At 63.6% G+C, this 23,258-nt stretch carries 21 protein-coding genes; 14 read left to right on the top strand and 7 right to left on the bottom strand.

Annotated features, from left to right (window positions below):
- Nucleotides 1-2 precede the first annotated feature (2 nt).
- From ACVMDN_RS33140 to ACVMDN_RS33130, 3 genes are read left to right on the top strand one after another with little or no spacing between them, the layout of a single operon-like run.
- The gene (locus ACVMDN_RS33140; protein ID WP_244558791.1) at nt 3-1,070 is read left to right on the top strand and encodes a PilN domain-containing protein; all 1,068 of its coding nucleotides are present in this window, start codon (nt 3-5) and stop codon (nt 1,068-1,070) included.
- Entirely contained in the window at nt 1,067-1,630 is a 564-nt protein-coding gene (gene gspM / locus ACVMDN_RS33135; protein ID WP_076827386.1) for a type II secretion system protein GspM, read from the top strand. The genes ACVMDN_RS33140 and gspM overlap by 4 nt, the downstream gene beginning before the upstream one ends.
- Nucleotides 1,627-2,274 (top strand): hypothetical protein, encoded by a 648-nt coding sequence (locus tag ACVMDN_RS33130; RefSeq protein ID WP_076827389.1) that lies wholly within the window; start codon nt 1,627-1,629, stop codon nt 2,272-2,274. Before gspM ends, ACVMDN_RS33130 begins: the two co-directional genes overlap by 4 nt.
- Nucleotides 2,275-2,293: 19 nt before the next feature.
- On the opposite strand, the gene ACVMDN_RS33125 is transcribed toward ACVMDN_RS33130, so the two are convergent.
- A complete protein-coding gene (locus ACVMDN_RS33125; protein WP_063790104.1) occupies nt 2,294-2,731 on the bottom strand; it encodes a prepilin peptidase in 438 nt (145 codons plus the stop codon).
- 298 nt (nt 2,732-3,029) lie between these two features.
- Between ACVMDN_RS33125 and ACVMDN_RS33120 the strand changes: the two genes are divergently transcribed.
- The 4 genes from ACVMDN_RS33120 to ACVMDN_RS33105 all read left to right on the top strand — a co-directional run bounded on the left by ACVMDN_RS33120 (nt 3,030) and on the right by ACVMDN_RS33105 (nt 8,289).
- A complete protein-coding gene (locus tag ACVMDN_RS33120) occupies nt 3,030-3,815 on the top strand; it encodes an EfeM/EfeO family lipoprotein (RefSeq protein WP_057017731.1) in 786 nt (261 codons plus the stop codon).
- Nucleotides 3,812-5,188 (top strand): cytochrome c peroxidase, encoded by a 1,377-nt coding sequence (locus ACVMDN_RS33115; protein ID WP_076827391.1) that lies wholly within the window; start codon nt 3,812-3,814, stop codon nt 5,186-5,188. Before ACVMDN_RS33120 ends, ACVMDN_RS33115 begins: the two co-directional genes overlap by 4 nt.
- A gap of 244 nt (nt 5,189-5,432) precedes the next feature.
- Nucleotides 5,433-7,484, top strand: coding sequence for an alkaline phosphatase family protein (locus ACVMDN_RS33110; RefSeq protein WP_076827494.1), 2,052 nt, complete (start codon nt 5,433-5,435; stop codon nt 7,482-7,484).
- A 118-nt stretch (nt 7,485-7,602) separates the two neighbouring features.
- Entirely contained in the window at nt 7,603-8,289 is a 687-nt protein-coding gene (locus ACVMDN_RS33105; RefSeq protein ID WP_244558793.1) for a hypothetical protein, read from the top strand.
- A gap of 12 nt (nt 8,290-8,301) precedes the next feature.
- Here ACVMDN_RS33105 and ACVMDN_RS33100 read toward each other — a convergent pair whose 3' ends face one another.
- Entirely contained in the window at nt 8,302-9,714 is a 1,413-nt protein-coding gene (locus tag ACVMDN_RS33100) for a cytochrome c peroxidase (RefSeq protein ID WP_244558794.1), read from the bottom strand.
- 325 nt (nt 9,715-10,039) lie between these two features.
- Here ACVMDN_RS33100 and ACVMDN_RS33095 point away from each other — a divergent pair, with 325 nt between their 5' ends.
- A complete protein-coding gene (locus ACVMDN_RS33095; protein WP_076827393.1) occupies nt 10,040-11,809 on the top strand; it encodes an alkaline phosphatase family protein in 1,770 nt (589 codons plus the stop codon).
- A gap of 107 nt (nt 11,810-11,916) precedes the next feature.
- On the opposite strand, the gene ACVMDN_RS33090 is transcribed toward ACVMDN_RS33095, so the two are convergent.
- Nucleotides 11,917-16,425 (bottom strand): DUF5801 repeats-in-toxin domain-containing protein, encoded by a 4,509-nt coding sequence (locus ACVMDN_RS33090; RefSeq protein ID WP_076827395.1) that lies wholly within the window; start codon nt 16,423-16,425, stop codon nt 11,917-11,919.
- A gap of 446 nt (nt 16,426-16,871) precedes the next feature.
- Between ACVMDN_RS33090 and ACVMDN_RS33085 the strand changes: the two genes are divergently transcribed.
- Both ACVMDN_RS33085 and ACVMDN_RS33080 read left to right on the top strand, forming a co-directional pair.
- Entirely contained in the window at nt 16,872-17,510 is a 639-nt protein-coding gene (locus tag ACVMDN_RS33085; RefSeq protein ID WP_194295347.1) for a FecR family protein, read from the top strand.
- A gap of 37 nt (nt 17,511-17,547) precedes the next feature.
- Nucleotides 17,548-18,411, top strand: a complete 864-nt coding sequence (locus ACVMDN_RS33080) for a tetratricopeptide repeat protein (RefSeq protein WP_076827396.1) — start codon at nt 17,548-17,550, stop codon at nt 18,409-18,411.
- Between the two features lie 72 nt (nt 18,412-18,483).
- Here the strand turns inward: ACVMDN_RS33080 and ACVMDN_RS33075 are convergent, their stop codons facing one another.
- From ACVMDN_RS33075 to ACVMDN_RS33060, 4 genes are read right to left on the bottom strand one after another with little or no spacing between them, the layout of a single operon-like run.
- The gene (locus ACVMDN_RS33075; RefSeq protein ID WP_076827398.1) at nt 18,484-19,350 is read right to left on the bottom strand and encodes an efflux RND transporter periplasmic adaptor subunit; all 867 of its coding nucleotides are present in this window, start codon (nt 19,348-19,350) and stop codon (nt 18,484-18,486) included.
- Nucleotides 19,347-19,553: a DUF1656 domain-containing protein gene (locus tag ACVMDN_RS33070; protein WP_076827400.1), complete on the bottom strand. Its 207-nt coding sequence runs from the start codon at nt 19,551-19,553 to the stop codon at nt 19,347-19,349. The genes ACVMDN_RS33075 and ACVMDN_RS33070 overlap by 4 nt, the downstream gene beginning before the upstream one ends.
- Entirely contained in the window at nt 19,550-21,601 is a 2,052-nt protein-coding gene (locus ACVMDN_RS33065) for an FUSC family protein (protein WP_076827402.1), read from the bottom strand. Before ACVMDN_RS33065 ends, ACVMDN_RS33070 begins: the two co-directional genes overlap by 4 nt.
- 2 nt (nt 21,602-21,603) lie before the next feature.
- Nucleotides 21,604-22,089 carry a MarR family winged helix-turn-helix transcriptional regulator gene (locus ACVMDN_RS33060; RefSeq protein WP_057017738.1) on the bottom strand — a complete coding sequence of 162 codons (486 nt, stop codon included), beginning with the start codon at nt 22,087-22,089 and terminating at the stop codon, nt 21,604-21,606.
- 212 nt (nt 22,090-22,301) lie between these two features.
- On the opposite strand from ACVMDN_RS33060, the gene ACVMDN_RS33055 reads away from it, so the two are divergent.
- Genes ACVMDN_RS33055 through ACVMDN_RS33040 form a run of 4 tightly spaced genes read left to right on the top strand, consistent with a single transcriptional unit; the run spans nt 22,302 to nt 23,215 of the window.
- Complete coding sequence (locus ACVMDN_RS33055) at nt 22,302-22,496, top strand: hypothetical protein (protein ID WP_076827404.1); 195 nt, start codon at nt 22,302-22,304, stop codon at nt 22,494-22,496.
- A 16-nt stretch (nt 22,497-22,512) separates the two neighbouring features.
- On the top strand, nt 22,513-22,740 hold the full coding sequence (locus tag ACVMDN_RS33050) for a DUF6894 family protein (RefSeq protein ID WP_057017740.1): 228 nt from the start codon (nt 22,513-22,515) through the stop codon (nt 22,738-22,740).
- Nucleotides 22,737-22,973, top strand: coding sequence for a hypothetical protein (locus ACVMDN_RS33045; protein ID WP_141340061.1), 237 nt, complete (start codon nt 22,737-22,739; stop codon nt 22,971-22,973). The genes ACVMDN_RS33050 and ACVMDN_RS33045 overlap by 4 nt, the downstream gene beginning before the upstream one ends.
- A gap of 29 nt (nt 22,974-23,002) precedes the next feature.
- Nucleotides 23,003-23,215 (top strand): hypothetical protein, encoded by a 213-nt coding sequence (locus ACVMDN_RS33040; RefSeq protein ID WP_028333636.1) that lies wholly within the window; start codon nt 23,003-23,005, stop codon nt 23,213-23,215.
- Nucleotides 23,216-23,258: the final 43 nt, after the last annotated feature.

Raw genomic sequence — 23,258 nt, 5'->3', positions numbered from 1 at the left:
CAATGCTTGCCGAGGCACGGCAATGGTTCGAGCAATGGATCACCGCGGTCGCGACCACCGTCGACGGCGTCGCCGGCAGGTTCATGCGCCGGCGCAGCATCGAGCTCGACGAGAATGGCGACGGCACGTTCACCGCCCGCCTCGCGGTCTCGAAGGGTGGCTCGCCTTCGATGCCGGTTTCGTTCCGGCTCGATCACGATGCGCCGCAGCCTCCGCTGCCGGCGGAGTGGAAGACCGCGTTCGACGGCAGCCGCATCGAGGTACGTTTGCGATCGGATCAAATCGTCAGCCGCGTGCTCGATTTCCCGAGCCAGGCAAGCGACTTCCTCGACGGCATGATCCGCGCGCAGGTCGACCGGCTGACACCATGGAGCGCCGCCGATGCTGTCTTTGGCTGGAGTTCGCCGCAGCCGATCGCCAATGACCGCATTGAAGTCGCGTTCGGCGCGACCGCGGCGACGAAGGTCGATCCGTTGATCCGGATGGCGAGGATGCTCGGCGCCGCCTCCATCGCGGTGTTCGCGCCGGCGGTTGGCGGCGACGGCGCCGCGCAGCAGGTGACGCTGCTCGACAAGTCGCTGCGCGGCCTTGCCGGGCCTTCGGTTCCGCGCCTGTTGCGCGTCGGCCTGGTCTCGACAGCGGCCGCGGCCGCGGGCTCGCTGCTGCTGAACATCTATCTCGGCGGGCGGCTGCAATCCGAGCAGGACGATCTGCAACACCGGATCGTGCAGCGCCGCGCCGCGCTGCGTCTCGATGCCAATGGCGACTCGTCCGGGCTCGGCCTGCTGGCCAAGCGCAAGCAGACGACGCCGTCGAGCGTCATGGTCCTGGAAGCGGTCTCGCGCGTGCTGCCCGACACGACCTATGTGACGGAGCTTCGCATCGAGGGCAACAAGGTGCAGGTGGTCGGACTGACCCAGGATGCGCCATCCCTGATCCGGTTGCTGGAGCAGTCGCCGCAATTCACCCGCGCGACGTTCTTCGCGCCGACGACGCGTGCGGCAAATGAATCGGCCGAGCGGTTCCACGTCGAGGCCAACATCACTGCTTATTTTGGGTCCGGCTCATGAGCGCAGCATCCCGATCGCTGACCGCTGTCAGCACCTCGCCAATGGTCGCGACCGCGAGCTATCTCGGCCTGTTCGTGCTGCTGCTCTTTGTCGTCATCTCGTCACTCTCCGACATCATCGGCCTGCGCAGCGATGTCGCGGCAGCGGCCGGAATGCTCGAGCAACTGGAGGGGAGATCCAGGGCGAATACCGCGCCCGGTCAGCCGCCGATGCCGACCGGCTCGGCCTATCTCGAGGGGGCGACCGTCACGGTGGCCGGCGCCACCTTGCTGCAACGGGTGTCGGGTGCGGTGATCAAGGCCGGCGGCAACGTGCTGTCGACGCAGCTCGACGTTCCGAACGCGCCGGCCAAGGCCGGCTTCATCAGCATGGTCGCGAGCAGCGAGATCGAGCAGGCGCAATTGCAGCAGGTGCTCTACGATCTGGAAGCCGGCATGCCGTTTTTGTTCATCGACCAACTGGTCGTGCAACCCGTCGCCGACGAGGCCGCCAAGGGCGCCGATCCCGGCAAGCTGCGCGTGCTGCTCGGCGTCTCCGGACAATGGCGAGGAGCCAAATGATGCGACGCTTCGCTGCGACCATCGTGCTGTTGGCGATGTCGGCCTATTCGGCGCCGGCTGCGGTGCCTGCCTCGTCCGGCGATGCATTGGACGCCGGGATGCTCGACGATACACGCCTCGGTGGACCGGTGCTGAGTTCACCGCCGCCGTCCGAACCGGTGACATCGGTCCGGGTGGCCCCGTCGCCGGCACCGACGCCCCGGCCGCTCAGCGCCAATCCGTTATGGGGCATCCCGCTCAAGACGCTGTCCAACACGCGCGACCGGCCGGTGTTCTCGCCGTCGCGGCGGCCTCCGCCTGCCGTCGTTGCGGAACCGGAGGTCAGCAAGCCGGCGCCGCCGCCGCCGCGCAAGGTCGCGATCGAGCCACCGCCGCTGTCGCTGGTCGGCACCATCGCGGGAGATGACGAAAGCTTCGGGATCTTTCTCGATCAGTCGACCAAGACGGCGCTGCGGCTGAAGATCGGCGACGACTTCCAGGGATGGAAGCTGCGGTCCATCAACGGCCGCGAAGTCACGATGCAGAAGGACGATCAGGGGGCCGTGCTCACATTGCCCCAGCCCGGTGGCGACGAGAGCGGCGATGTCCGCCTGGTTCCGGTCAGCACGGAAAGGAAGCCCTTGGCCGCGCGGCGCCAGATGTGATGCGCGTCGGACCGAGATGCTAGTTCAACGCGAGCCAGCTCTGAAGGGCCGGCGTCACGAGAAGCCCGAGCGCCAGAAACGGGCCGAACGGGATCGAGGTCTGGCGCTTCATCTCGTGACCTGCGAGTTGCAGGCCGCCGGCAACACCGAGCGCCGCGAGTGCCGCGATCAGCAGCAAGGTCGGAACGCCTGTCGCGCCGACCCAGATCGCCGCGGCGGCAAGAAACTTGACGTCGCCAAGTCCCAATCCGTCGACATGCCGCAAGGCGAAGTAAAGACGCTGCAGTAGAAGGAACACGATGCCGACCAGGACCGCAATCGCCATGGCGGTGAAGGCGGCCATCGTGCCTTCGGTGACGACGACGTTGGCGAGACCGAGCGCCGCGATCGCAAGGTTCAGCCAATTCGGGATGATGCCGTGGCGAAGATCGATCAGCGCGACCGCGCAGCAAAGCATGCAAAGCGCACCGTAAGATCCGATAAAATAAAGGGCTTCGCGATCAATCTGCATGGCGACGGACAAGTGTGACAGATGCGGACGTTGTGTTGCAACAACTCACGCGCGTTGAACAGTCCAATTTCAATCCGTCTGCAGCAGCGCGAACGAGTTTGCAAAATTGTGATCGTCATCGACGATCGCGAAGCAGAAAAGATGCGACAAAAAGTCTGCGCTGTCACAAATCCGCATAGGATACCGACAATAGTTCGCCCCGCTACATGCCGCGAGCCCTTCGTGGCAGACGAGTGGGTTGACTATGCACAAGATGCAAGTGGCGGCGTGCCTTGCTTTGCTGGCAGCGTTCGCAGGCGTGCGCGCCGCGAATGCCGGCGCTCTCGAGGAGGGCGCCGAGCGCTACCGGCCATATTTGATCGAGGGCGTCGCCAGTGCGCTGACAGGCGCGCGTGCACTGCGCGAGCGCGCCGCAGCGGCGGATTTGCCCGGAGCGAAGAAGGCCTGGCTGTCGGCGCGCGCCGGCTGGGAGCGCTCGGAGGTGTTCACCGCGGGCTTCGTGCCTGAGCTCGATGCGCAGATCGACGCCTGGCCCAACGCGGACAGCGGGTTCCACGCCATCGAGGCGAAACTGTTCGGAGCTGCCAGCACCGACGTTGCAACGGATGCGACCGGCCTTGTCGAGCATCTGAACGATCTCCACGGCAAGCTCAAGGATATCAAGCTGACGCCGCAGGGCCTTCTGGATGGCACGGTGCGGCTTGCCTACGAAGTCGGAGAGAGCAAGGCAGATGGCGGCGAGTCGCGCATTAGCGGCACCTCGCTGGACGACATGCGCAACAACATCGCCGGCATCGACTTCGCCTACCACACGATCTTCTCGGCCGCGCTCAACACGGTCGACGGCAAGCTCGACGAGATGGTGACCAACCGGATCGAACAGCTCGAAGCGATCGTCGCTACGCCCGACCTGCCGCATGTCAACATTGCCGATCTGCGCCAGACCAGCGAGGAACTGGTGGTTGCGTTGCAGAGCGCCTCGGCAAAGCTCGGGCTGCAGCGGCCGACCCTAGAGGCCCAGGCGCGATGACATCGCTTCACCTGCGTCTGGCCACGCTGCTCTCCGGTGTCATCGCCCTGGCACTGCTCGGGCGTGCGGTGGCGTTTCCGGTCGACGGTGACAAGACCGTGCTGCCTGTCGCGACCGAACTGAACGAGGATGCGCTCGACAAGCCGCGCGAGGTGTTCCAGTCCGAGCGGACCGGAGCCAAGTCGTATCTGGTGAATCTCGGCGATCTCGCATTCAATTCGCCCGGGCTGCTCGGTGAGGTGGCGCGGCAGGCCGGCGTGAGCTGCGGCACCTGCCACGTCAATGGCGCGAACAACGCCAAATTCTTCATGCCGAAGATGTCGAGCCGGCCCGGCACGTTCGACACCACCGGTCCGCTGTTCAATCCGAAGGCCAACAATCTGGCGTTCGATCCCGTGCGGATCCCGAGCCTGCGCGGCGCCCGTTATCTAGCGCCCTACGGCGCAGACGGCCGATTCGCCTCGCTGCGCGACTTCGTCCACAACGTCATCACCAACGAGTTCGCAGGTCCCGAGCCGTCGCCGGCGACGCTCGATGCGATCGTGGCGTATATTCACGACATCGACTTCCTGCCCAATCCGAGCCTTGGTCCTGCCGGACGGCTGGCCGGCAAGATCAGCGACGCGGAGCGCCGCGGCGAGGTGCTGTTCGCAAAGCCGTTCCCGCACGATCCCGCGCTGAGCTGCGCGGGATGCCACGTTCCGTCGTCCGGCTTTGTCGATCACCAGCAGCACGATGTCGGTTCGGGCGGACTGTTCAAGACGCCGACGCTGCGCAATGCCGATTTCAACGCGCCGTACTTTCACGACGGCCGCTTCGACAATTACGACCAGGTCGTCGATTATTTCGACCGGACCTTTCAGCTCGAGCTCTCGGCGCAGGACAAGGGCGACCTCGTCGCCTATCTCACGGCAGTCGGCGATGGCGTTCAGCCCTATGAGCGCGACGGTGCCGGTGCAACGTTGAAAGAGATCAACGATTTCTCGATGGTGCTCGCGACTGCGATTCCGGCAGGTGACAAGGACATCGTCGCGCTGGCGGTCGATACGATCGGCCGCGAACTGCGCGAGTTGACCGAGCAGTATCCCGACCGCAAGAACACCAGCGTCTCGGGCGGGGAGCAGCAGCGCGTACTTGCGCGCAACGGCCTCAAGGAGCTCGTGCTCACGCTGCGGCGAATCGAGATGGCGGTTGCGGCAGGGCGCAACGCGGATGCCGCAACCGAGTTCAGGAATTATCGCAATCTGATGGCTGCTGCAGTGCCGGCGCTGTTGGCCAGCGCCGAGCCGTGGTCGCTATTCAATCAGGGCGTGCATGACCAACATTATGCTGCACTTCGCCAGGTGATGCGCTCCAGGCACCTTTCGCATTGATTGCGTTGTATTGAAGTGATTTTGCGATCTGCGCTGCGGGCGCGGATGCTCGATCAATTTTCGATCATTGGTTGCATGATTGAATCGTGGAGATGCACCGCGCGGCGGCAGATGTCTCCTTAGAAAATATTTGAACGTTTCGAAATTTCTTGCGCGCTTTCACGTAAGCGAAAATTATGCGTCATATTGTCGCACTAAGCAGTGTGTGTTGCTAACCGCAAACACCCTGAGGTCGACAATGAGTTTGAATTACAAAAAGCACTGGCGAACCAGCACCGCGCTCTGCATCGCGTCAACGGTGCTCGTCGCAACGGCCGCATATGCTGCTCACTATCCGGGCGGCCGCAGTGATTGGGACAAGCGTCCGCATCACAATCACCAGGCGCACGAAGAGGGCGATCGTGCGAATCATGGGAACCATGGCCATCATGGTGACGGCGATCACGGCGTGAAGACCGCGTCGCCGATCAAGCACGTCATCATCCTGATCGGTGAGAACCGCGGCCTCGATCACACCTTCGGCATCTACAAGCCGAAGGGCAAGGGACAGACCATCTCCAACCTGTTGTCGAAGGGCATCGTCAACGAGGATGGAACGCCGGGACCGAACTTTGCGCAGGCGCAGCAGTCCTCGGTCGCGGGCCAGCCCTTGTACTATATCGGCGCACCGACCATCGCGAAGTCGCCCTACAACGCGACCAACCCGATGCCGCAGCCGAACACGGCCGGCACGCCGACCGCGCAGAGCGACACCGCGCCCCCGTTCAAGACGATCGCCGAAGCCAGCGTCGAGAAGGACATGGACCCGGCCGATCTCGATATCCTCACCACCGGCTTCAGCGGCCTGCCGACCGGTGTGCTGGATACCCGCATTCCCGGCGCCGGCGGTCTGAACGGACCGTTCCAGTTGCAGGGTGAGCAGATCAGCGACGACGACTATACCGGCGACTCGACGCATCGCTTCTATCAGGATTGGCAGCAGGAAGACTGCAGCGCCGCCAACGCCACCAAGAAGAACAATTCGGGCTGCCTGAACGATCTGTTCCCGTTCGTGATGGCGACCTATTCGGCGTCCAACAAGAGCATGGCCAACTCGATGGGCTTCTACAATGCCCAGCAGGGTCAGGCTCCGGTCCTGAAGATGCTGGCCGACCGCTTCACCCTGAGCGACAACTTCCACCAGTCGTTCCACGGCGGCACCGGCGCGAACCACTTCATGCTCGGTACCGGCGACGCGGCCTTCTGGAGCGACGGCAAGGGCAATCCGGTGACGCCGCCGGCCAACCTGATCGCCAATCCGAATCCGGTCGCGGGTTCGGTCAACCGCTACACTGTCGACGGCAATTGGAGCAATTGCTCTGATGTCTTCCAGCCCGGCGTCAAGCCGATCGTCACCTACCTCAACAATCTGCCGTACGCGGCGGAGCCGAACTGCAAGCCCAACCACTACTACATGCTCAACAACGTCAACCCGGGCTATCTGCCGAACGGCGCGCTGTCGGGCGGTAACAACGTGCCGCCGTCGTCGGTTCGCACGATCGGCGATGCGCTCATGGAGAAGAACGTCTCCTGGGCGTTCTATGGTGGCGCGTTCAACGACGCCGTGGCGCTTTCCAACGCCGCGGTTGCCGCCAATCCGTCGAACCCCAACCTCAGCGCCGCTGCGGTCGCCGATCCGGCGCACGCGCTCGGTGTTGCCTACTGCCAGATCTGCAATCCGTTCCAGTATGCGACCTCGATCATGGCCAACCCGGCCGTGCGTCAGGCTCACATGAAGGACACTGCCGATCTGATCACGGCGATCCGGAACAACACGCTGCCTGCGGTGTCGTTCGGCAAGCCGGACGGCCTGCTCGACGGTCATCCGCAGAGCTCGAAGGTTGATCTGTTCGAGGCCTATGTCCTAAACGTGCTCAACTCGCTGGACAACAATCCGGAGCTGAAGGCTGAAACCGCGGTCTTCATCACCTGGGACGAGGCCGGCGGCTATTGGGATTCCGGCTACCAGCAGTCCATCGACTTCTTCGGCGACGGACCGCGCATTCCGACCCTGATCCTTTCGCCCTATTCGACGGGCGGCAAGGTCAACCACAACTACGCCGACCACGTTTCGCTGCTGAAGTTCATCGAGCGCAACTGGGCTCTCCAGCCGCTCACGAACCGCAGCCGCGACAACCTGCCGAACCCGACCTACTCGAAGAACAACGAGTATGTTCCGACCAACAGCCCGGCATTGTCCGACATGTTCGACGCGTTCGACTTCAGCAAGCCGGTCACGTTGTCCTACACCGAGTGATCAAGCTCTCGCCCACGGCGAGGTCTTGACTGCATCCAAGGGCGGCGCCGATCGAACCAATGGTTCGGTCGGCGCCGTCATGTTGTGTCCCTGCCACCTGATCGACCGGAGACATGCGATGAAACGCAATAGGAAGACGTGCGCGATCAGCAGCAGCGTCGCGGCTAGCCTGCTTGCCGTCGCCATCCTGGCCGGCGCGGCGATCCCGGCCATGGCGCAGCAGTTTTCCGCCGACCTCGTCGCGAACAAGGACGACACGGCAACCGCCATGGGAGCCTTGCGGGTCTCGGGCGGAAAAGCACGGATCGAGACAAGCGCGCTGCCCGACGGGTTCTTCCTGATCGATACGGGCAAGCCCGCGGCCTATTTCGTCCGTCCGGCGGCACGGGCTTACATGGACGCGCGGCAATCGAGCCCGCTCACCCGGATGTTCATTCCGGTCGATCCGGATGATCCCTGCCGGCAATGGCTGGCGATGGCGCAGCTGTCCGCGCCGATTGACCTCGCGACGTGGCACTGCCAGCGCGATGGAGCGGAAAGGATCGCGGGGCACGATACCGATGTCTTTCGAATCGCCGCGCCGTCCGGTTTGAGCTTTGTCGGCTGGATCGACCGCGCGCGCAGATTTCCGGTACGGATCAAGACCGCGGATGGGACGGTGATCGCTGCCGATCACATCCGCGACGAGCCGCAGCCGGCGCAGACGTTTGAAATCCCCGCAGGCTTGCGCAAGTTCGACCCGCAAGCGCTGATCCGTCGGATCCAGCAGAGTGACGTATGGGTTGAGCCGCCGGCTTCGGAGTGAGCACGCTGTCCGTTATTGCGACTGCTGGCTTGTCACCGGCAGGATCCGGCCGAGCGCGGTGTAGTGCGACTGATGCACGTTGCTGTTGAACAGCGACCAGGGTTCGGCCTTTTTCAGAGCGACGGGTACGTCGAAGTGCACCAGCTGCGCAAAGTTGCGATATTCGGCCATCGCATCGTTGATACGGCCGGCGCCGACGTCGAGATCGATGCGGCGCAGGGTGAGAACGAGGTCCTTCAGGATCGCGCGCGCCGCCAGCCGCTCGTCCTTGCCACCGATCGAGGTGTTCCTGATGTCCGGGATGCGCTCGGTCAGTTCGCGCAGTTCGGCCCCGACCCCGGTCACGGCCAGTGACACCACCGCGGTGTCGGCAGCCGGGATCGCGACCTCGAGGACGCTCGAGAGCTCGAGCACCTCTTTCATCCGGAGCATGACGCCGTCCTTGTCGAACGGGCGTTCGCCGTCGCCGACCGCATTCAGATAGGCCACGAGGTCCTGGGTGTCCTGGCTCGATAGTTCGAGGTCGAACACACGATCGAAATGATCGACCACCTGTTCATAGGTGTCGTAGCGGCCATCGTGGAAATACGGGGCGTTGAAGTTGGCGTTCAGCAAAGTCGGGGTCTTCACCAGTCCACCGGATCCGACGTCGTGGCGCATCTGGTCGTTGAAGGTACCACCCGGAACATGACAACCGGCGCAGCTCAGCTCGGCCTGCTTCGGGAACGGCTTGAAGAACAGCGCCTCGCCGCGGCGCTCGGCCAGGCTCGCCTGCGCGGCAAGCCTGCCGCCGGGTGCAATCTTCGGATTGGGGAGAAAATCGATATCGTTGATATAGGCGACGAGGCCGTCGAGAACCTCGTCGCGCGGCTTCGGACCGGAAAATTCATTGACGATGACATTATAGACGAAGTCGCGCAGCGAGGTGATGCGCCCGTCATGTCCGTAGGGGGCGAGGAAGCGGGCGCCGCGCAGGCTCGGAATCCTGACCGGATCGAGGATGCTGTTGAACGTATTCGCGTTGAAGGCAAGGCTGGTCGTATCGAAGGTGCCGGGGCGGGAGGATGCGCCCGGAACGAACAGTTTCGGGTTCGATGCGCCGTTGACGTGACAGGTGCCGCAGCTCATCTCGGCCTGACGCGCCTTGCCCCCCAGGATGGAAGGCGAGTTGAACGCAAGCTCGCCGAGATTGACCAAATAGGACTTTCGCCCGCCGACGGCTTCGGAATGAAAGAGTTCGCGCGGCCGCGCGAGCGCTTCCTCGGAAAATTCGGTGCCGGTCGGCAGCACGGTCTGGTCGCCGCCGAGCGGGAACGCCGTCGCGCGCAACGGGAGCAGGGCAACGACGAGCGCCAGCCACGCGCCCCGTGCCGGTCTGACGCCGCGATCGGCGGCTGTCGCACGATGTTTTCCGGAGCCGGACACGAGAATATCCCAAGCCATTGCGCGAAAACGCCCCTGTCACAAATGCATATGCGCTGCCGTGCGTCGGAAGATGTCACGGAGGTGACAGTTTCCAGTCGGCAGGATCAATGACCATCTGACTGGATAGACGAATTTTGATTGCGGTTTGATGACGCTCGATCAGCGAAGCGCAACGCAGTCTGCGTTTGACAGGATGAAAGTCTGTTGGTGCGCGAGCATCCTTCCGCGCGTTTGCGCGCGCGTCGAAAAACAGTCATCCCAGCGAAATGTGTTTTGCATAGCGTGTAGCTCCATTTCTATTTCTTTCTAAAATCAGGAGAGCACTATGCGGCTTTGGGGAGCCATTCCGGCGCTCGCGGTTGTTGCTGGCGCCGTTGCCATCTCGCCGGTAGCAAACGCAGAGAATTTGGTCGAAAAGATCGTTGATGAGTTCAAGCACGAGATCAGGGACGAGCTGCGCGATCTGCGGGATCGGGGCCATGAAGGCGTGCACCAGTACAAGCACATCGTCGTCATCTATCAGGAGAACCACAGCTTCGATAACCTCTACGGTCACTGGGGCGACGTCGGCCGCGACCGGATCAACGGCACATCCTATGCCGATCAGGCGCACACCCTGCAGGTTCGGCAGGACAACCAGACCGTCTATGCCTGTCTGCTGCAGAACGACGTCAACCTGACCTCTCCGTCGCCGCAACCGACCAGCTGCACCGACAATACGGGCACGGTCGCGATCCTGAGCGCCTTCAAGAACAAGCCGTTCGAGATCAATGAATTCATTCCGACCTCGGCCACGACCTGCCCGAAGCCGCTCGGCGCTTTCGCGGCTCACGGTTTCCTCAACGGCACCGGCGCGCCCGGCGGCTGCACCGCGGACATCGTGCACCGCTTCTACAGCGAGCAGTACCAGCTCAACGGCGGCCGGCAAAACCGCTACATGACCGGCAGTGATGCGGCGGGTCTGGTGATGGGCTATTACGACACCAAGAAGCTGCCCATCTACACCTATCTCCACGGCAACGGCGCGCCGAACTACATCATTGCCGACAGCTTCTTCCAGGGCGCCTTCGGCGGTTCGTTCCTCAACCACCAGTTCCTGGTCGCCGCCGCGGCGCCGCAGTTCGTCGGTGCCCTGAATGACGGCAGCGCCAACGATTTCCACTCGATCGTCGATGCCAACGGCATGCCGACCAGCACGCCGCTCTACACGCCGCTCTCGACCGTGAAGGATGCGCAGCTGACGGCGAAGTGCAATCAGGCCGGCCTGCCGGCGGGCCTCGCCTGCGGCGACTACGCGGTCAACACGACGCAGCCGTTCTATCAGCCCTATTCCCCGGGAACCGCCGACATCAAGCGCCTGCCGCCGCTGCACACGCCGAACATCGGCGATCGGTTGTCGGCAAAGCGCGTGGATTGGGCCTGGTATTCGGGCGGCTGGTCGAACGCCAACGGCGACGTCGGCGCTTCGGGCTGGACCAACGGCAACGGTACGACCTGCACCGACCCGAACCATGTTTCCACGGCGGTGTTCCCGAACTGCCCGGACGTGGATTTCCAGTACCACCATCAGGCGTTCAACTACTTCGCCAACTACGCGCCCGGAACGCAGGCCCGCAAAGATCGCCTGAAGGACGAGGCGGAGTTCATCCAGGCGGCGAAGACCGGCCGGCTGAAGCAGGTCAGCTTCATCAAGCCGATCGGCGAGGAAAACGAGCATCCGGGCTACACCAGCGAGTCCGAAGGCAGCCAGCATCTCGTCGATCTCGTCAAGGCGATCGTCGAGGGGCCGGATGGCAGGGACACGCTGATCGTCATCACCTATGACGAGTTCGGCGGGCAGTGGGATCACGTTCCCCCGCCGCCGTTCAACCGCCATGGTGCCGAAGCCAAGGCTGCGGACCAGTGGGGCCCGGGCACCCGCATTCCGGCGCTCCTGATCGCCAAGCGCTTCAACAAGTCAGGCGTCGCGCACGAGGACTTCGACACCACGTCGATCCTCAAGATGCTTGAAAAGCGCTTCGACCTCGACCCGCTGGTGACGCGCCCGGTGCGCAGCCTCTCGGCGGCGCTGAAGGCCGGCGAGGGCTGGCACTGACACGAGAAACGCTGCCGGCCGCCCGCGTCAACGTCCGACGCGGGCCGGAGTGCCGGCCACGCGCCCAAGGGATCGCTAGACGAAGGGATCGCTACAAGAAGCGATCGCTACATGATCAGATCGTGTAGCGGATGGGTCACGACGGCGTCCGGCGTATGGTCCGGGAAGAAATCTGTTTGGTGCTCCGGGACAGCCGGCCCCATTGCCGGCGTTCCACCAGTTGCAACTCCTTGCGCCAGCTGAAATCCGGCGGAATCGTCGTGGCGGCCGAACCATGCGAGGCTTTGATCAAACTGTGGAGGGGACGAAGCTCCCTGCTGTTCAAGGCTCGAAGGCTCCGCGAAATGAAAGGACTGCTCGGTCGTTCCCGACGTTCCGCCGTCTACAAAGGGCAGGATTGCCTGAGACAACGCCGCGTCCTCGTGGCTACTCGTTGACATCGGACTAACATCGGGTGCGGGAGCGCTGGCGCCGACCGGCGGCGCGGGGCTGTCCTGGCTGGCGGCGAATATGAAGGTGTCCATCCCCGCCGTGTGGCACTGAATATCGACCTGAAGGCTGCTCGTCGCCGAATCGCCGTCCGCATCGACCGCCGTCACATCGAACAGCAGATCCGCATTGATGCTCGTCTTTTCGGTATAGCTGATGTTGTTGATCGCGAAGGTGGGACACCCGGCTTCCACCCGATCGTAGTCGACCTGGACTTGATCGAACGACCTGTCAACGTAAAGCGTATACGTCGTCGTCGTGGCATCAAAGGTGTAGGTGTCGATCAGCGAAGCATCCGATGTCTCCTGCACCACGAAGCCGGCACTGCCGCAGAGCGGCCTGGGAACATCGATGCAGAAGTCGTGAACGTCGGCGCTGCCATCAAGAACCTTGAGGATCACACCGGCGGTGCCGTAGCCCTGCCATTCCGTGAGATTGAAGCCGACCTGCGACTGCTTCTCGGTGAACGCGAGATTCAACTGCTCGGCCGGGTCCATCTGCAGTCCACTGTCGCCGACCGCAATACCGCAGTCCGATGCCTTGACATCGAGCGGCTGGCCGGCGCAGTCCGACCCGGTAATAACCAGTTGTCCGTCCGGAGCCGTCAATGACGGCGTGCCGCAGATCGGGGCATCAAAATCGGAGCCATGGACGGTGACGTCCTTCGACGGCCCGGCGTGCTCGAGATCAAAGCAGAATGTTCCATCCGGATTGATCAGCAACTTGAAATAAGGATCGTCCAACCTACCCCCGCAATCGGTAAGATACGCGTCGAGCTCGACGCCGCCGCCCACCTCATGGGTCGTATAGTAGAAGTTGTAATCATCGCCATGTCCGGTGACGTGCACCGCGGTGATGCCGTTGCCCAGGCATGATGTGGCCAGATCATATCCCGAGCAGCCGACCGGACCGTTGTGGACGGCAACGAACATCGCGGCATCGCCATCCGCGCCGAAATTGATATCGTAGGTACCTGTCGCAGTCTGATGATCCTGAGCGGCGACGAAGGTCTCCGGGAAGCCGCAAATGGTCGGGTGATCGTCCGTGATCGTCAGTTGCTTGCCGAGGTCGATGCACGCGCTCTGGAAGTCGCCGTCCTTGTCCGTGATGGTGGCAACCAGGCTTACGACGCCGGCGGTCAGCGACACGGCTTCGCCGCTGTCAGGGCCGGCGCAGGCCGGATGCGTCACCGCGCGATATTCGGTGAAGGTGACGCATCCCGTGGCCGGATCAACCGCGATGGTGAATGCCAGCGCGCCACTTGCTGTGCCAACATGGCCTTCGATGGTGTTGCCGTTCAGAACCAGCACGTCGGAGCAGCCGGTATGCGAATCGATCAGACCGGATGGGGTGCAGTCACCTCCGTTGATCGACAGTGCATAGTGAGTCGTCGCGCCGTCGGCGCCCTGGAGCGAGCTGAACGCCGTCGAGAATTCGGCGGAAATTTTCGTCAGCGCCGCGTCCGGTGCCGAGCCCGCGACATGGTCGTCCAGTGCCGTTGCCGTCAGGTGCGTCTCGCTCAGCGTCAGCGACGGAGCGGTGCAATTGGCCCGGATGCAGGGGCCATCGTCGCTGATGGTCAGCCTGCTGCCGAGGTCGAGGCCGGCGCTCTGGAAGTCGCCGTCCTTGTCCGTGATCGTGGCAATCAGGCCCACGATGCCCGCGGCCAGCGATACGGCTTCGCCGCTGTCCGGGCTGGTGCCGAGCGGCTGCTCCACCGGCCGGTAGTCGGTGAAGGTCACGCGTCCCGTGGCCGGATCGAGCGTGATGGTGAAGGCCAGCGTGCCGTTGGTCGCGCCGACGCGGCCTTCGATCGTGTTGCCGTTCAGAACCAGCAGGTCAGCGAGGCCGGTATGCGAGTCGATCAGCCCCGATGCCGTGCCGTTGCCGCCGGTGATCGTCAGCGCGTAGCGGATGGTCGCGCCATCGGCGCCTTGCACCGAAGTGAACGCGGTCGAGAAATCGGCGGAAGTCGTCGTCAGCGCCGCGTCCGGTGCCGAGCCGGCGATGTGGTCGTCCAGCGCCGTTGCCGTCAGATGCGTCTCACTCAGCGTCAGCGATGGGGCTGTGCCCGCCGCCTCGATGCGCGGGCCATCGTCCGTGATTGTCAGCTGCTTGCCGAGATCGATGCTTAGATCCTGGTACTGGCCGTCGCTCTCCGTGACCGTCGCGATCAGGTTGACGAGGCCGGTCCCCAGCGCGATCCCTTCGCCGCTGTCAGGGCTGGTGCCCGACGATTGTTCGACCGCGCGGTGCTCGACGAAGGTCACGCGACCCGTGGCCGGGTCAACCGTGATGGTGAACGCGAGCGCCCCGCTTGCCGTGCCGACATGGCCTTCGATGGTGTTGCCGTTCAGAACCAGCAGGTCAGCGAGGCCGGTATGCGAATCGATCAGCCCTGACGCCGTACCGTTGCCGCCGGTGATCGTCAGTGCGTAGCTGACCGTCAGACCCGGTTCGGTGACGAATGCCGCCGAGAACTCGCCCGATGTCGTCGTCAGCGCGGCGTCCGGTGCCGAGCCGGCGATATTGTCGTCCAGCGTCGTCGCTGTCAGATGGGTCTCGCTCAACGTCAGCGATGGCGCGGTCCCAACCTCGATCAGCGGGCCGTGGATGGTGAGTGTCACCGTCTGCGGGGTTCCGCCGATCGTGGTCACCGTGAAGCTGTCGGTCAGCGTGTTGCCGACATGGAGGGCTTGCACGGAGCTGTTGGCGTTGTCGAGCGTATAGGTCCACACGCCGGCCGTTGTGAGCGTGAATGAGCCGTAGCCACCTGCGCTTGTCGTCGGCGCGTTCACGGCGGTGAAGGTATTGGCGGGATCGTCGACATCGGTGTCGGTGAGCGTGCCGTTTGCGATGAGCAGGCCGGGCGAGGCATGACTGACGCCGACCGCACCCACCACCGCGCCGGCCTTGGTGCCGGAAATGATGGAGGCGTCATCGGCGCCCAGGATGCTGATGTCGAAGCTCTCGCTGGCCGAAAGCGCGCCGTCCGAGACCGTGATCACGAAGCTCTGGGTCGTGTTGGCCTTCAGCGCGTTGATTGCGGTATTGTTCGGAACGAAGGTGTAGCTTCCGGTCGCGCTGTTGAGATAGAGCGTGCCAAAAGTACCGACGCTCGACACGTCGTATGTCGCCTGTCCCAGCACCGTATCGCCTGTGGCGCCTCCGCTGATGCCGAATTTCAGTGCGCCGCCCTTGATGCTGCTCGCGGAAAAGGTCCCGCTCGCCGCATTGAAGTCGTCAAATATCACCGTATCGATTTCAGTCGGCCCCGCTCCGAGGTTCAACTTCGGCGGAACCGGCGGCAGCTTGAAGAGATCATTTTTCGCGAAGGTCGCTACCGGCAGCGGCCCGAGCGTATCTTGCACCGGCGACAGCGGGGACTGCTGAATAAAATTGATCGGCAGCAGCAGTTGTCCGCCTTCGAGAGCAGGCATGCCGGATCCTTTCGATGCCGGTCCTTTCTCGAAATAGGCAAGGGTCTCCTGTTGGGCCTCCCGTAATTCCTCCATGTGCGAAGGGGAATTCGTGGCATGGTTCACGCCGACGGAGGAGCCTCTTCTGCTCAGGATGATCGTCTCTTCGGGATCCTCGACGACGATGTGACGGGGGATCGCCTCCTTGGTGACGAGTTCGAACACGCCGTGGTGGAGGTCCTTGTATTTGATGTTGTCGTCGTCCAGGAGCGTGACGTTCGGCTCCGCGGCCCGGGCGTCCTCCAGCAGCGAGAAGGTCAGGGCGGCCAGCGACAGCATGCCGAGGCCGCTGGCGCGGATGGTGCCAACCGGTGTGTCCGCCGTCAGGACGCCAGACCCTGCGAGCCGGCTGCCGATGAGGCGGAAGAGGCTTCTGGTTTTCGCGAACAGACCCGGCCGCAAGCCCCCGGTGGGGTCCTGCGCGATGTCCAACTCCAGCCGGGTGCCGGCCGGCAAATTGAGCACCCTGCCATCGACCAGGCGGATTTCGATCCGCCCGCCGGCTCCGACCTCGATGACGTCACCCTGGCGAACGGAATCGCCAGCTACGATTTGAATCGGTATGCCCCGGGCACCCGCGATCGTGCCGCAGCCGATCGCCGTCCGAACAGTGCCAACTAAGCGGGGCGGCTGGCCGAAAACGGCCATGCACGCGTCCCCGAACTCTACGCCGGACGCAACTGACATTGGCTTTTTGCCTGTTAGGCAGTTCGAGCGGAAAGTGGCGCCGCAGTCTTTTTATTTTGGCTTGGTTCGGCCACGCGGCGAAAAACCCCGCGCCGTCAGCCATAGGCTTGTCCGCTGAAACGTCCTGATTGAAACCAAATTCGGCAGTAAAAATGGAATTCCAATACTGCGGGGGAGCCTTACGAAAAGGTCAGATCAGCTGTCCTTTATCGCGCGTGCAGCCCCGCAAAATTAATAGTATGATTACCATGCAAATTGTCCACTTATTAATTTTTAGTCGAACTGCGTCAGGCATTTAGGCCTGTCTGCGACAACTCGTTTGGCACTCAAGGTCCTGCGGTCTCGGCCCGGTGGTCCCGGTCACCCATCGAGCCCCGGCACGACAAGACCTTTTCGAGGAGGGGATCGTGCGCATCCATTTGATTGTTCAATTGCTTGCAAGCTTCGTCCTGGCGCTCGCAACGCTCACGCCCGGCCAGGTGCAGGCGCAAACCGAACCGGACAATATCCAATTGAAATTCATCGGAAGGGTCGTAGCCGCCACCGGTTCGGTCACGATCGAGCATCCGAATGCAGTCGTCGTTCAGGCAGGGCTGCCCGGCAAACTGCCTCAGGCGCAGGTCGGCGACCCCGTGTATCTGGGCGACGTGGTGCAAACTGGAGCCGACGGACGCGTTGGGATCAATTTCTCCGACGGCACTTCGTTCAATCTGTCGAGCAACGCCAAGATGGCGATGACCGAGTTCGTGTACGACCCGAACGGCAAGTCGAACTCGACCTTGCTCAAACTGACCAATGGGACGTTCACCTTCGTTGCCGGCAACATTGCGAAGACCGGAGACATGAAGATCGACACCCCTGTCGCAACGATGGGCATTCGAGGCACCACGCCACGCATCGAGATATCGGACGATGGAACGGTGAGGTTCGCCACGCTCGTTGAAGAGGGCAAGAGCAAGGTCAGGAAGGTCGGGACTCGAACGCCGCAGCAACCTGAGCAAAACACCCTTCACAAGTTCAATCCCAACATCTGTCGAGGGTGCTAGGCCAGGCGCAGCCCGTTTCGTGCAAGCAAGGCCCGATATGAAACTTCGTGCAAGCGCCGGCGCAATTGTCAGCCTGATATCGCTTCTCGTTGCGACGCTCCCCGTGCTGCCGGCGGTCGCGCAGAACGCGAAGAAGGACAGCTATCTCCGCACTATCGGATTGTGCAGCGGCCTCGATCGCACACCGGCCGACGCGCGCATTGCTGCCTGCACGGCGCTGATCGATGCGGGGCAGGACATGACCCAGGCTGGCCTCGCGATCGCCTATAACAACCGTGGCAACGCCTACGCCGCCAAGGGAGACTATGACGGCGCCATCCGGGATTTCGATCGATCGATCGAGCTCAATCCGACCTACACCAAGCCGTTCAACAACCGCGGCGTGGCCTATCTCAGGAAGCGCGAATATGATCGCGCGACCGACGCCTTCGATCAGGCGATCAAACTCAACCCGAACTACGGCGAGGCCTTCGCCAACCGCGCCGGCGCCTATTTGAAGAAGAACGATTATGCGCGCGCGGCGCAGGACTACGACGAGGCCATTCGCCTCGAGCCGAAGCTCGACGGGGTGTGGAACGGACGCTGCTGGAGCCGGGCCATCCTCGGCGAATTGCAGGCGGCGCTGGAAGATTGCAACAAGGCCCTTCAATTGGCGTCAACCAACGCCGCGACGTATGACTCGCGTGCCCTTATCTATCTGAAGACCGGCGAGCTGGGCGCGGCGATCGCCGACTACAGCTCCGCACTTCGCATCGATCCCAAGCTCGCAAGCGCTCTTTATGGCCGCGGCCTGGCGAAGTTGAAGCAGGGTGACAAGGCCGGCGGCAATACCGACATGGCGGCGGCCAAGGCGATCCAGGGCAGCATCGGCGACGATTTCACACGCTACGGCGTGCGATAGGCGAGTGGTCGACGAGCCGCAGTAAGGTGCACCGGCTCGATGCTGTCGCCGCGGATGCGCCCGGCCAGCCGGCTAGTCCATGATCTCGACCGTCGCCGAACGGCCGGCGACCAGCGCGATGCGATCCGGCAGGTGGTCCAGCGCGATGCGCACGGGGATGCGTTGTGCGAGCCGAACCCAGCTGAAGGTCGGGTTGACGTTTGCGAGCAGGCTCGCGCCTGCCGCGCGGTCGCGATCCTCGATGCCGGCCGCAATGCTCTCGACATGTCCGGTGAGCCGCACCGGCTCGCCCATCAGCCGGATCTGCGCCTTGTCGCCGACGCGAATGCGCGCGAGCTTGGTCTCCTCGAAATAGCCCTCCACATGCAGCGTGTCGGTGTCGACCAGCGCCATCACGCCCTTGCCTGCGGTGACGTAAGCGCCCGGCCGCAGGTCCATATTGGTGATGGTGCCGTTCACCGAAGCGTGCACCTCGCTGCGATCCAGATTGAGCTGCGCGACGGCGCGGTCGGCGACCGCCTGGTCATAGGCCGCCTTGGCCTGCAGCTGCGTCGCCAGAACCTGCTCCTGCTTCTGCTGCGACACCGCATCGGTGGTCAGCGAGCTGTAGCGTTTGAGGTCGGCGTCGGCCTGATCCAGCGTCGCGCGATGGCCGGCGACCGCAGCATCGGCCTGCTTCAGCGCCAGGGCAAAGCGGGCGCGATCGATCCGGAACAGGATGTCGCCGCGACGCACCGGCTGATTGTCCCTGACCAGCACGTCGGTGACGAAGCCGGAGACGTCGGGAGCCACCTGGATCACGTCGGCGCGGACCCTGCCGTCGCGAGTCCATGGCGATTCCATATAGTAGACCCAGAGCGCGCGAGCGACAGCGAGTGCGGCGACGACGGCGACCGCGGTCAGCGCAACCCGGCCGAGCCAGGCGAAATTCGCTTTCATGGCAGAAACTCCGAAAGATAAACCACGACGCCGAGCAGGCATACGTACAGGGCGAAATTGAACAACGCGCGATGCCAGACCAGCCGGTAGAACCCGAAGCGCTGCAAGATCCGGCTCGCCACTGCGCTCAGCGCATAGGCAACGATGAGCCACAGCAGCAGCGCCGGAACGAGCACGCCGTAAATGTCGAGCTCATATCTCATGCGGCAAAGCTCTCCTCGGGCTGCGATCGATACGCGGGTGCATCCGGAAACAGGCCGCGGCGGATGCCGACGAGGCCGAGCAACGCATCGTCCCGCGCGCGCTCATTGGGGTCCTTGACGACCGCGGTCAGCGCCGCATCGATGCATGACAACAGTTCGGCCGGCATTGCCTGGTCCGCACGGGCGCGAAACGCCGCCGCGAGGTCGTCCAGCATGTCGTCGATGGCACGCACGGTCACTGCGGCGAGGCCGTAGCGGGCCCGCCGGAGGTCGATGATGTTGAGCCCGATGCGGAGCTGGACCAGGCTGTCGGCATCACGGCGATCGCTCTCGGAGATGAAGGCGATGCGCTGGACCAATAGTCCGAGCCGATGCAGCATCAGGCCGGCAAACTGCGCGCGATCGCCGTGGCCGCGCCGCTCGGCCGCGACCGCGAGCGCCTGCCAACTCGACGTCATCAGCCGCTTGGCGATCCATTCGGCGCCGACGCCGCGTGCGATCCGCGTTACGATCTCCGCGATCACAACACCGAGGAAGAAGGCGACCGACGTGTTGGCGAAACTGGCGAAATCCGCGCTGTAGGTCGATTGCAGCGCGAGCAGCGTCGCGGTGTTGGCGGCGAGCGCCATGCCGATCGGCGCGGTCTTGGGTCGTGCGATCAAAAAGCCGTACAGGAGGAAGGTCGGCGCCAGTGCCGCGATCAGGACCTCGACATGGGAGATGCCGGGCACCAGCGCGAACTGATAGATTGCGACGATGACGATCGCGACCAGTGAAAACAGGCCGAAGGCCCGGATGCTGCGCGCAGGCTCGTCCTGTGCGGCGAAGAAGGAGCAGGCGACCGCCGCCATCATCGGCGCCGAGGCGCCATCGGCCCAGCCGGTCGCAATCCACAGGCCGCAGCAGATCAGGATGGCGACCGCCGCGCCCGCGGCCGACCACAGCGCCATGCCGTGGTCGCGATGACGGACCGGTGCGGCCCCCGACTCCGGGTGGAACGCCAGCTGGACGCTGGAGATATCCCGGCCCGCGGTGATCGCATCGCCCAGCGCGCGGCAGTCGGCCGAAATGTCGGCAAGCTCGCGCAGCCGGAGCAGCAGGCTGATCGTGATGATGCGTTCCCGCGGCGCGATGCCGTCGAGCGCAGATTGCCGCTCGGCGATTGCGGTGCGGATCTGCTCGCCGGATTGCCGCTGGCGGTCCTCGTCCACGATCCATGCGGCGAGATCGCCGATCAGGCGTTGCAGCTCCGGTTGCCGTTGCAGCGCCGCTTCGCCAAGTGCGGTAAGCCGGTCTTCGATCGACGTGATGATCGGCAACAGCATCAGCATGCGCAGCCGGACCTCGCCGAGGCCACGCACGGTGCCGGCGTCGGCCAGCCGATCATAGGCGACATGGGTCGCCAGCGTATCGATCTCGACAATGTCGGTCGCAAGACGGAGGCGTTGGGCCCGGCGCGTCTCGCCGGTCCCGCGGTCAAGCAGCACGTCGCGGGACAGACGGCGCGCATCCGACAGCCAACTCCTGATGCGGCCGCCGACCGCCGGCGCGACGCTGCGGGGAAACACCACCGTCGACACCAGGCTCGCACAGATGATGCCGAGCGAGATCTCCTCGACTCGTGCCAGCGCTACATCGAAGATGCTGCCCGGTTCGGCCACCGACGGAAAGCCGATCAGCGCGACGGTATATCCGCCCAGCATGAAGACATAGCTGCGCGGCGTGCCGTCGAGCAGCGATAAATAGAGACAGAGCCCGACCCAGAGCGCGATCGCGAGGCACAGTAGCTCCGGTGCATTGACCAGGTTCGGCACCAGGGCGACCGTGACGCTCGCGCCGACCAGCGTACCGATCACGCGGAAGAACGCCTTCGAGCTGGTCGCGCCGGCCAGCGGCTGCGAGGTGATGTAGACCGTCGCCATCGCCCAATAGGGACGCGGCAGATCGATCGCCAGGGCGATGACAAGCGCCAGCATCGACGCCGCGAACGTCTTCAACGCGAAGATGAGATCCGCGTGGCGGACCAGGAACGGCTCTTCCGCGCGCATGACTATTTCGCCTCTGGAGCAGTCCTGGCTGGCGCAGTCCTGGCGTCCTGCAGGCGGCTCGCCCGCTGCTCGATGAGCTGCAGCGTCTCGAAGGTTACCGCAAGTTCCGCGCTGCCGATATCCTTCAGCAGGCTGGCCCGTACGCGACGCAGCACCCGATTGATCTCCTCTACCTTGGCTCCGCCGGCCGCGGTGAGATGCAGCGTCTTGGCGCGCCGGTCGGTCGGGTCCTCGCGACGCTCGACCAGGCCTTCAGACTGCAGCAGATCGATCAGCCGCACCAGTGAAGGCCCCTCGATTCCCAGTTCATCCGCGAGCACGCCTTGCCGGACGTTTTCCCCCTGGCGGGACAACACCAGTAGCGGAATCGCCGTCGCGTAGGACAGTCCGTGGTCGGACAAGGCCTGATCCGACTCGCGGCGCCAGATCCGGGCCAGTCTGGTCACCAGGCGGCCGATCTCGGCGTGGATATGGGACTGTGAAGGCATGTAAACTAGATAGGATGCGAACTATTAGGATGCAACGATATAGTACGAACATCGCGGATGATCACGCGAATGCGATCCTGCGTGAGGGAGTGTCAGTACTGCTGCGGGATCGACCTCGATGCGCTGGTTATGCTCGGTTGCGGGCGGACCTTGAGCGCGGCGGGTTAGGAACACATCGGGATACAGATGCTTCTGTTCTTGAGGAGATTGTCATGAACAGAAAGCCGGTAACGCAGGATTCCGGACGCTCGAGCGACTGGGGTTCCCACGCGCAAACCGACAAGCCGTGGAAGGGAAACCCGGAGAAGGAGCAGCGCTCCGGAGATGCGAGGCGCTCAGGAGACGCGAAGGCCTCCGGAGACGAGAAGCCGGACCTGGAAAAGTGGCATGAATCGAACACGCATTGATGCGCGGAGATAGCCAATGTCCGCCTTTCATTTCGCGATCGTGAATGATGAGCGCGTGATCGATGCAACCGGTCAGCCGGTTGCCGACCGCGATGAAGCCATTGCGGTGGCCAAGCGGCTCGCCATCGACCTTGCGGAGACCCGACAGGAATATCTGGGCCGCGGCTACTACATCTCGGTGATCGGCAGCGACGCCCGCGAAATTCACCGCGAAAGCATCGACAGTGCCGCGAAGAGCGGATGAACGATGCCGCCCCGGCGGGCGGCAAGAGAGCAAGGCTTCGAGAACAAGGCTTTGAGAACAGGGCCTGGAGAGACCAAATGGATATGGGCCTTGAGATCATCTACGGCATCGGAGCGCTCGTGCTGCTGACCGCTTTGATCTTCGGCGTGCTTCAACACCATTTTCGCAGCAGGCGCACGGTGCAGGCCGGCGAGGAGGTCGTCCGCGACAGATACAAGCGGAATGAGACCTGACGCAGCGCCGCTGGCGCAAGGAGGAGACGATGGGATTGGCTCAATATGCGGTGATTGCAGCCGGCGAGGAATGGGGCGTCCTGCACGACGGCAATCTCAACGGCGGATACGCCACCAAGGAAGCTGCATTCGAATCCGCGGCGGCCGCCGCGGCTCTGGCGATCAGGATGGGGCACGAGGTCCACGTCAGCGTTCCCGGGCGCGAGGAGGGTGAAGCGGCCCTCACCAAGCGACCCGCCTGATCCAAATCACAGCAGTACGGCTTGCATTCGATGGGACGACGAT

The organism is Bradyrhizobium sp. USDA 4510 (assembly GCF_054059095.1).
This window is presented reverse-complemented; position numbering and strand designations above follow the sequence as displayed.

Bases quoted from the DNA above. Each gene is read 5' to 3' on its own strand.
- ACVMDN_RS33140 (WP_244558791.1), top strand. From the start codon at position 3: ATGCTTGCCGAGGCACGGCAATGGTTCGAGCAATGGATCACCGCGGTC.
- gspM (WP_076827386.1), top strand. From the start codon at position 1,067: ATGAGCGCAGCATCCCGATCGCTGACCGCTGTCAGCACCTCGCCAATG.
- ACVMDN_RS33130 (WP_076827389.1), top strand. From the start codon at position 1,627: ATGATGCGACGCTTCGCTGCGACCATCGTGCTGTTGGCGATGTCGGCC.
- ACVMDN_RS33125 (WP_063790104.1), bottom strand. From the start codon at position 2,731: ATGCTTTGCTGCGCGGTCGCGCTGATCGATCTTCGCCACGGCATCATC.
- ACVMDN_RS33120 (WP_057017731.1), top strand. From the start codon at position 3,030: ATGCACAAGATGCAAGTGGCGGCGTGCCTTGCTTTGCTGGCAGCGTTC.
- ACVMDN_RS33115 (WP_076827391.1), top strand. From the start codon at position 3,812: ATGACATCGCTTCACCTGCGTCTGGCCACGCTGCTCTCCGGTGTCATC.
- ACVMDN_RS33105 (WP_244558793.1), top strand. From the start codon at position 7,603: ATGAAACGCAATAGGAAGACGTGCGCGATCAGCAGCAGCGTCGCGGCT.
- ACVMDN_RS33095 (WP_076827393.1), top strand. From the start codon at position 10,040: ATGCGGCTTTGGGGAGCCATTCCGGCGCTCGCGGTTGTTGCTGGCGCC.
- ACVMDN_RS33090 (WP_076827395.1), bottom strand. From the start codon at position 16,425: ATGGCCGTTTTCGGCCAGCCGCCCCGCTTAGTTGGCACTGTTCGGACG.
- ACVMDN_RS33080 (WP_076827396.1), top strand. From the start codon at position 17,548: ATGAAACTTCGTGCAAGCGCCGGCGCAATTGTCAGCCTGATATCGCTT.
- ACVMDN_RS33075 (WP_076827398.1), bottom strand. From the start codon at position 19,350: ATGAAAGCGAATTTCGCCTGGCTCGGCCGGGTTGCGCTGACCGCGGTC.
- ACVMDN_RS33070 (WP_076827400.1), bottom strand. From the start codon at position 19,553: ATGAGATATGAGCTCGACATTTACGGCGTGCTCGTTCCGGCGCTGCTG.
- ACVMDN_RS33065 (WP_076827402.1), bottom strand. From the start codon at position 21,601: ATGCGCGCGGAAGAGCCGTTCCTGGTCCGCCACGCGGATCTCATCTTC.
- ACVMDN_RS33060 (WP_057017738.1), bottom strand. From the start codon at position 22,089: ATGCCTTCACAGTCCCATATCCACGCCGAGATCGGCCGCCTGGTGACC.
- ACVMDN_RS33055 (WP_076827404.1), top strand. From the start codon at position 22,302: ATGAACAGAAAGCCGGTAACGCAGGATTCCGGACGCTCGAGCGACTGG.
- ACVMDN_RS33050 (WP_057017740.1), top strand. From the start codon at position 22,513: ATGTCCGCCTTTCATTTCGCGATCGTGAATGATGAGCGCGTGATCGAT.
- ACVMDN_RS33045 (WP_141340061.1), top strand. From the start codon at position 22,737: ATGAACGATGCCGCCCCGGCGGGCGGCAAGAGAGCAAGGCTTCGAGAA.
- ACVMDN_RS33040 (WP_028333636.1), top strand. From the start codon at position 23,003: ATGGGATTGGCTCAATATGCGGTGATTGCAGCCGGCGAGGAATGGGGC.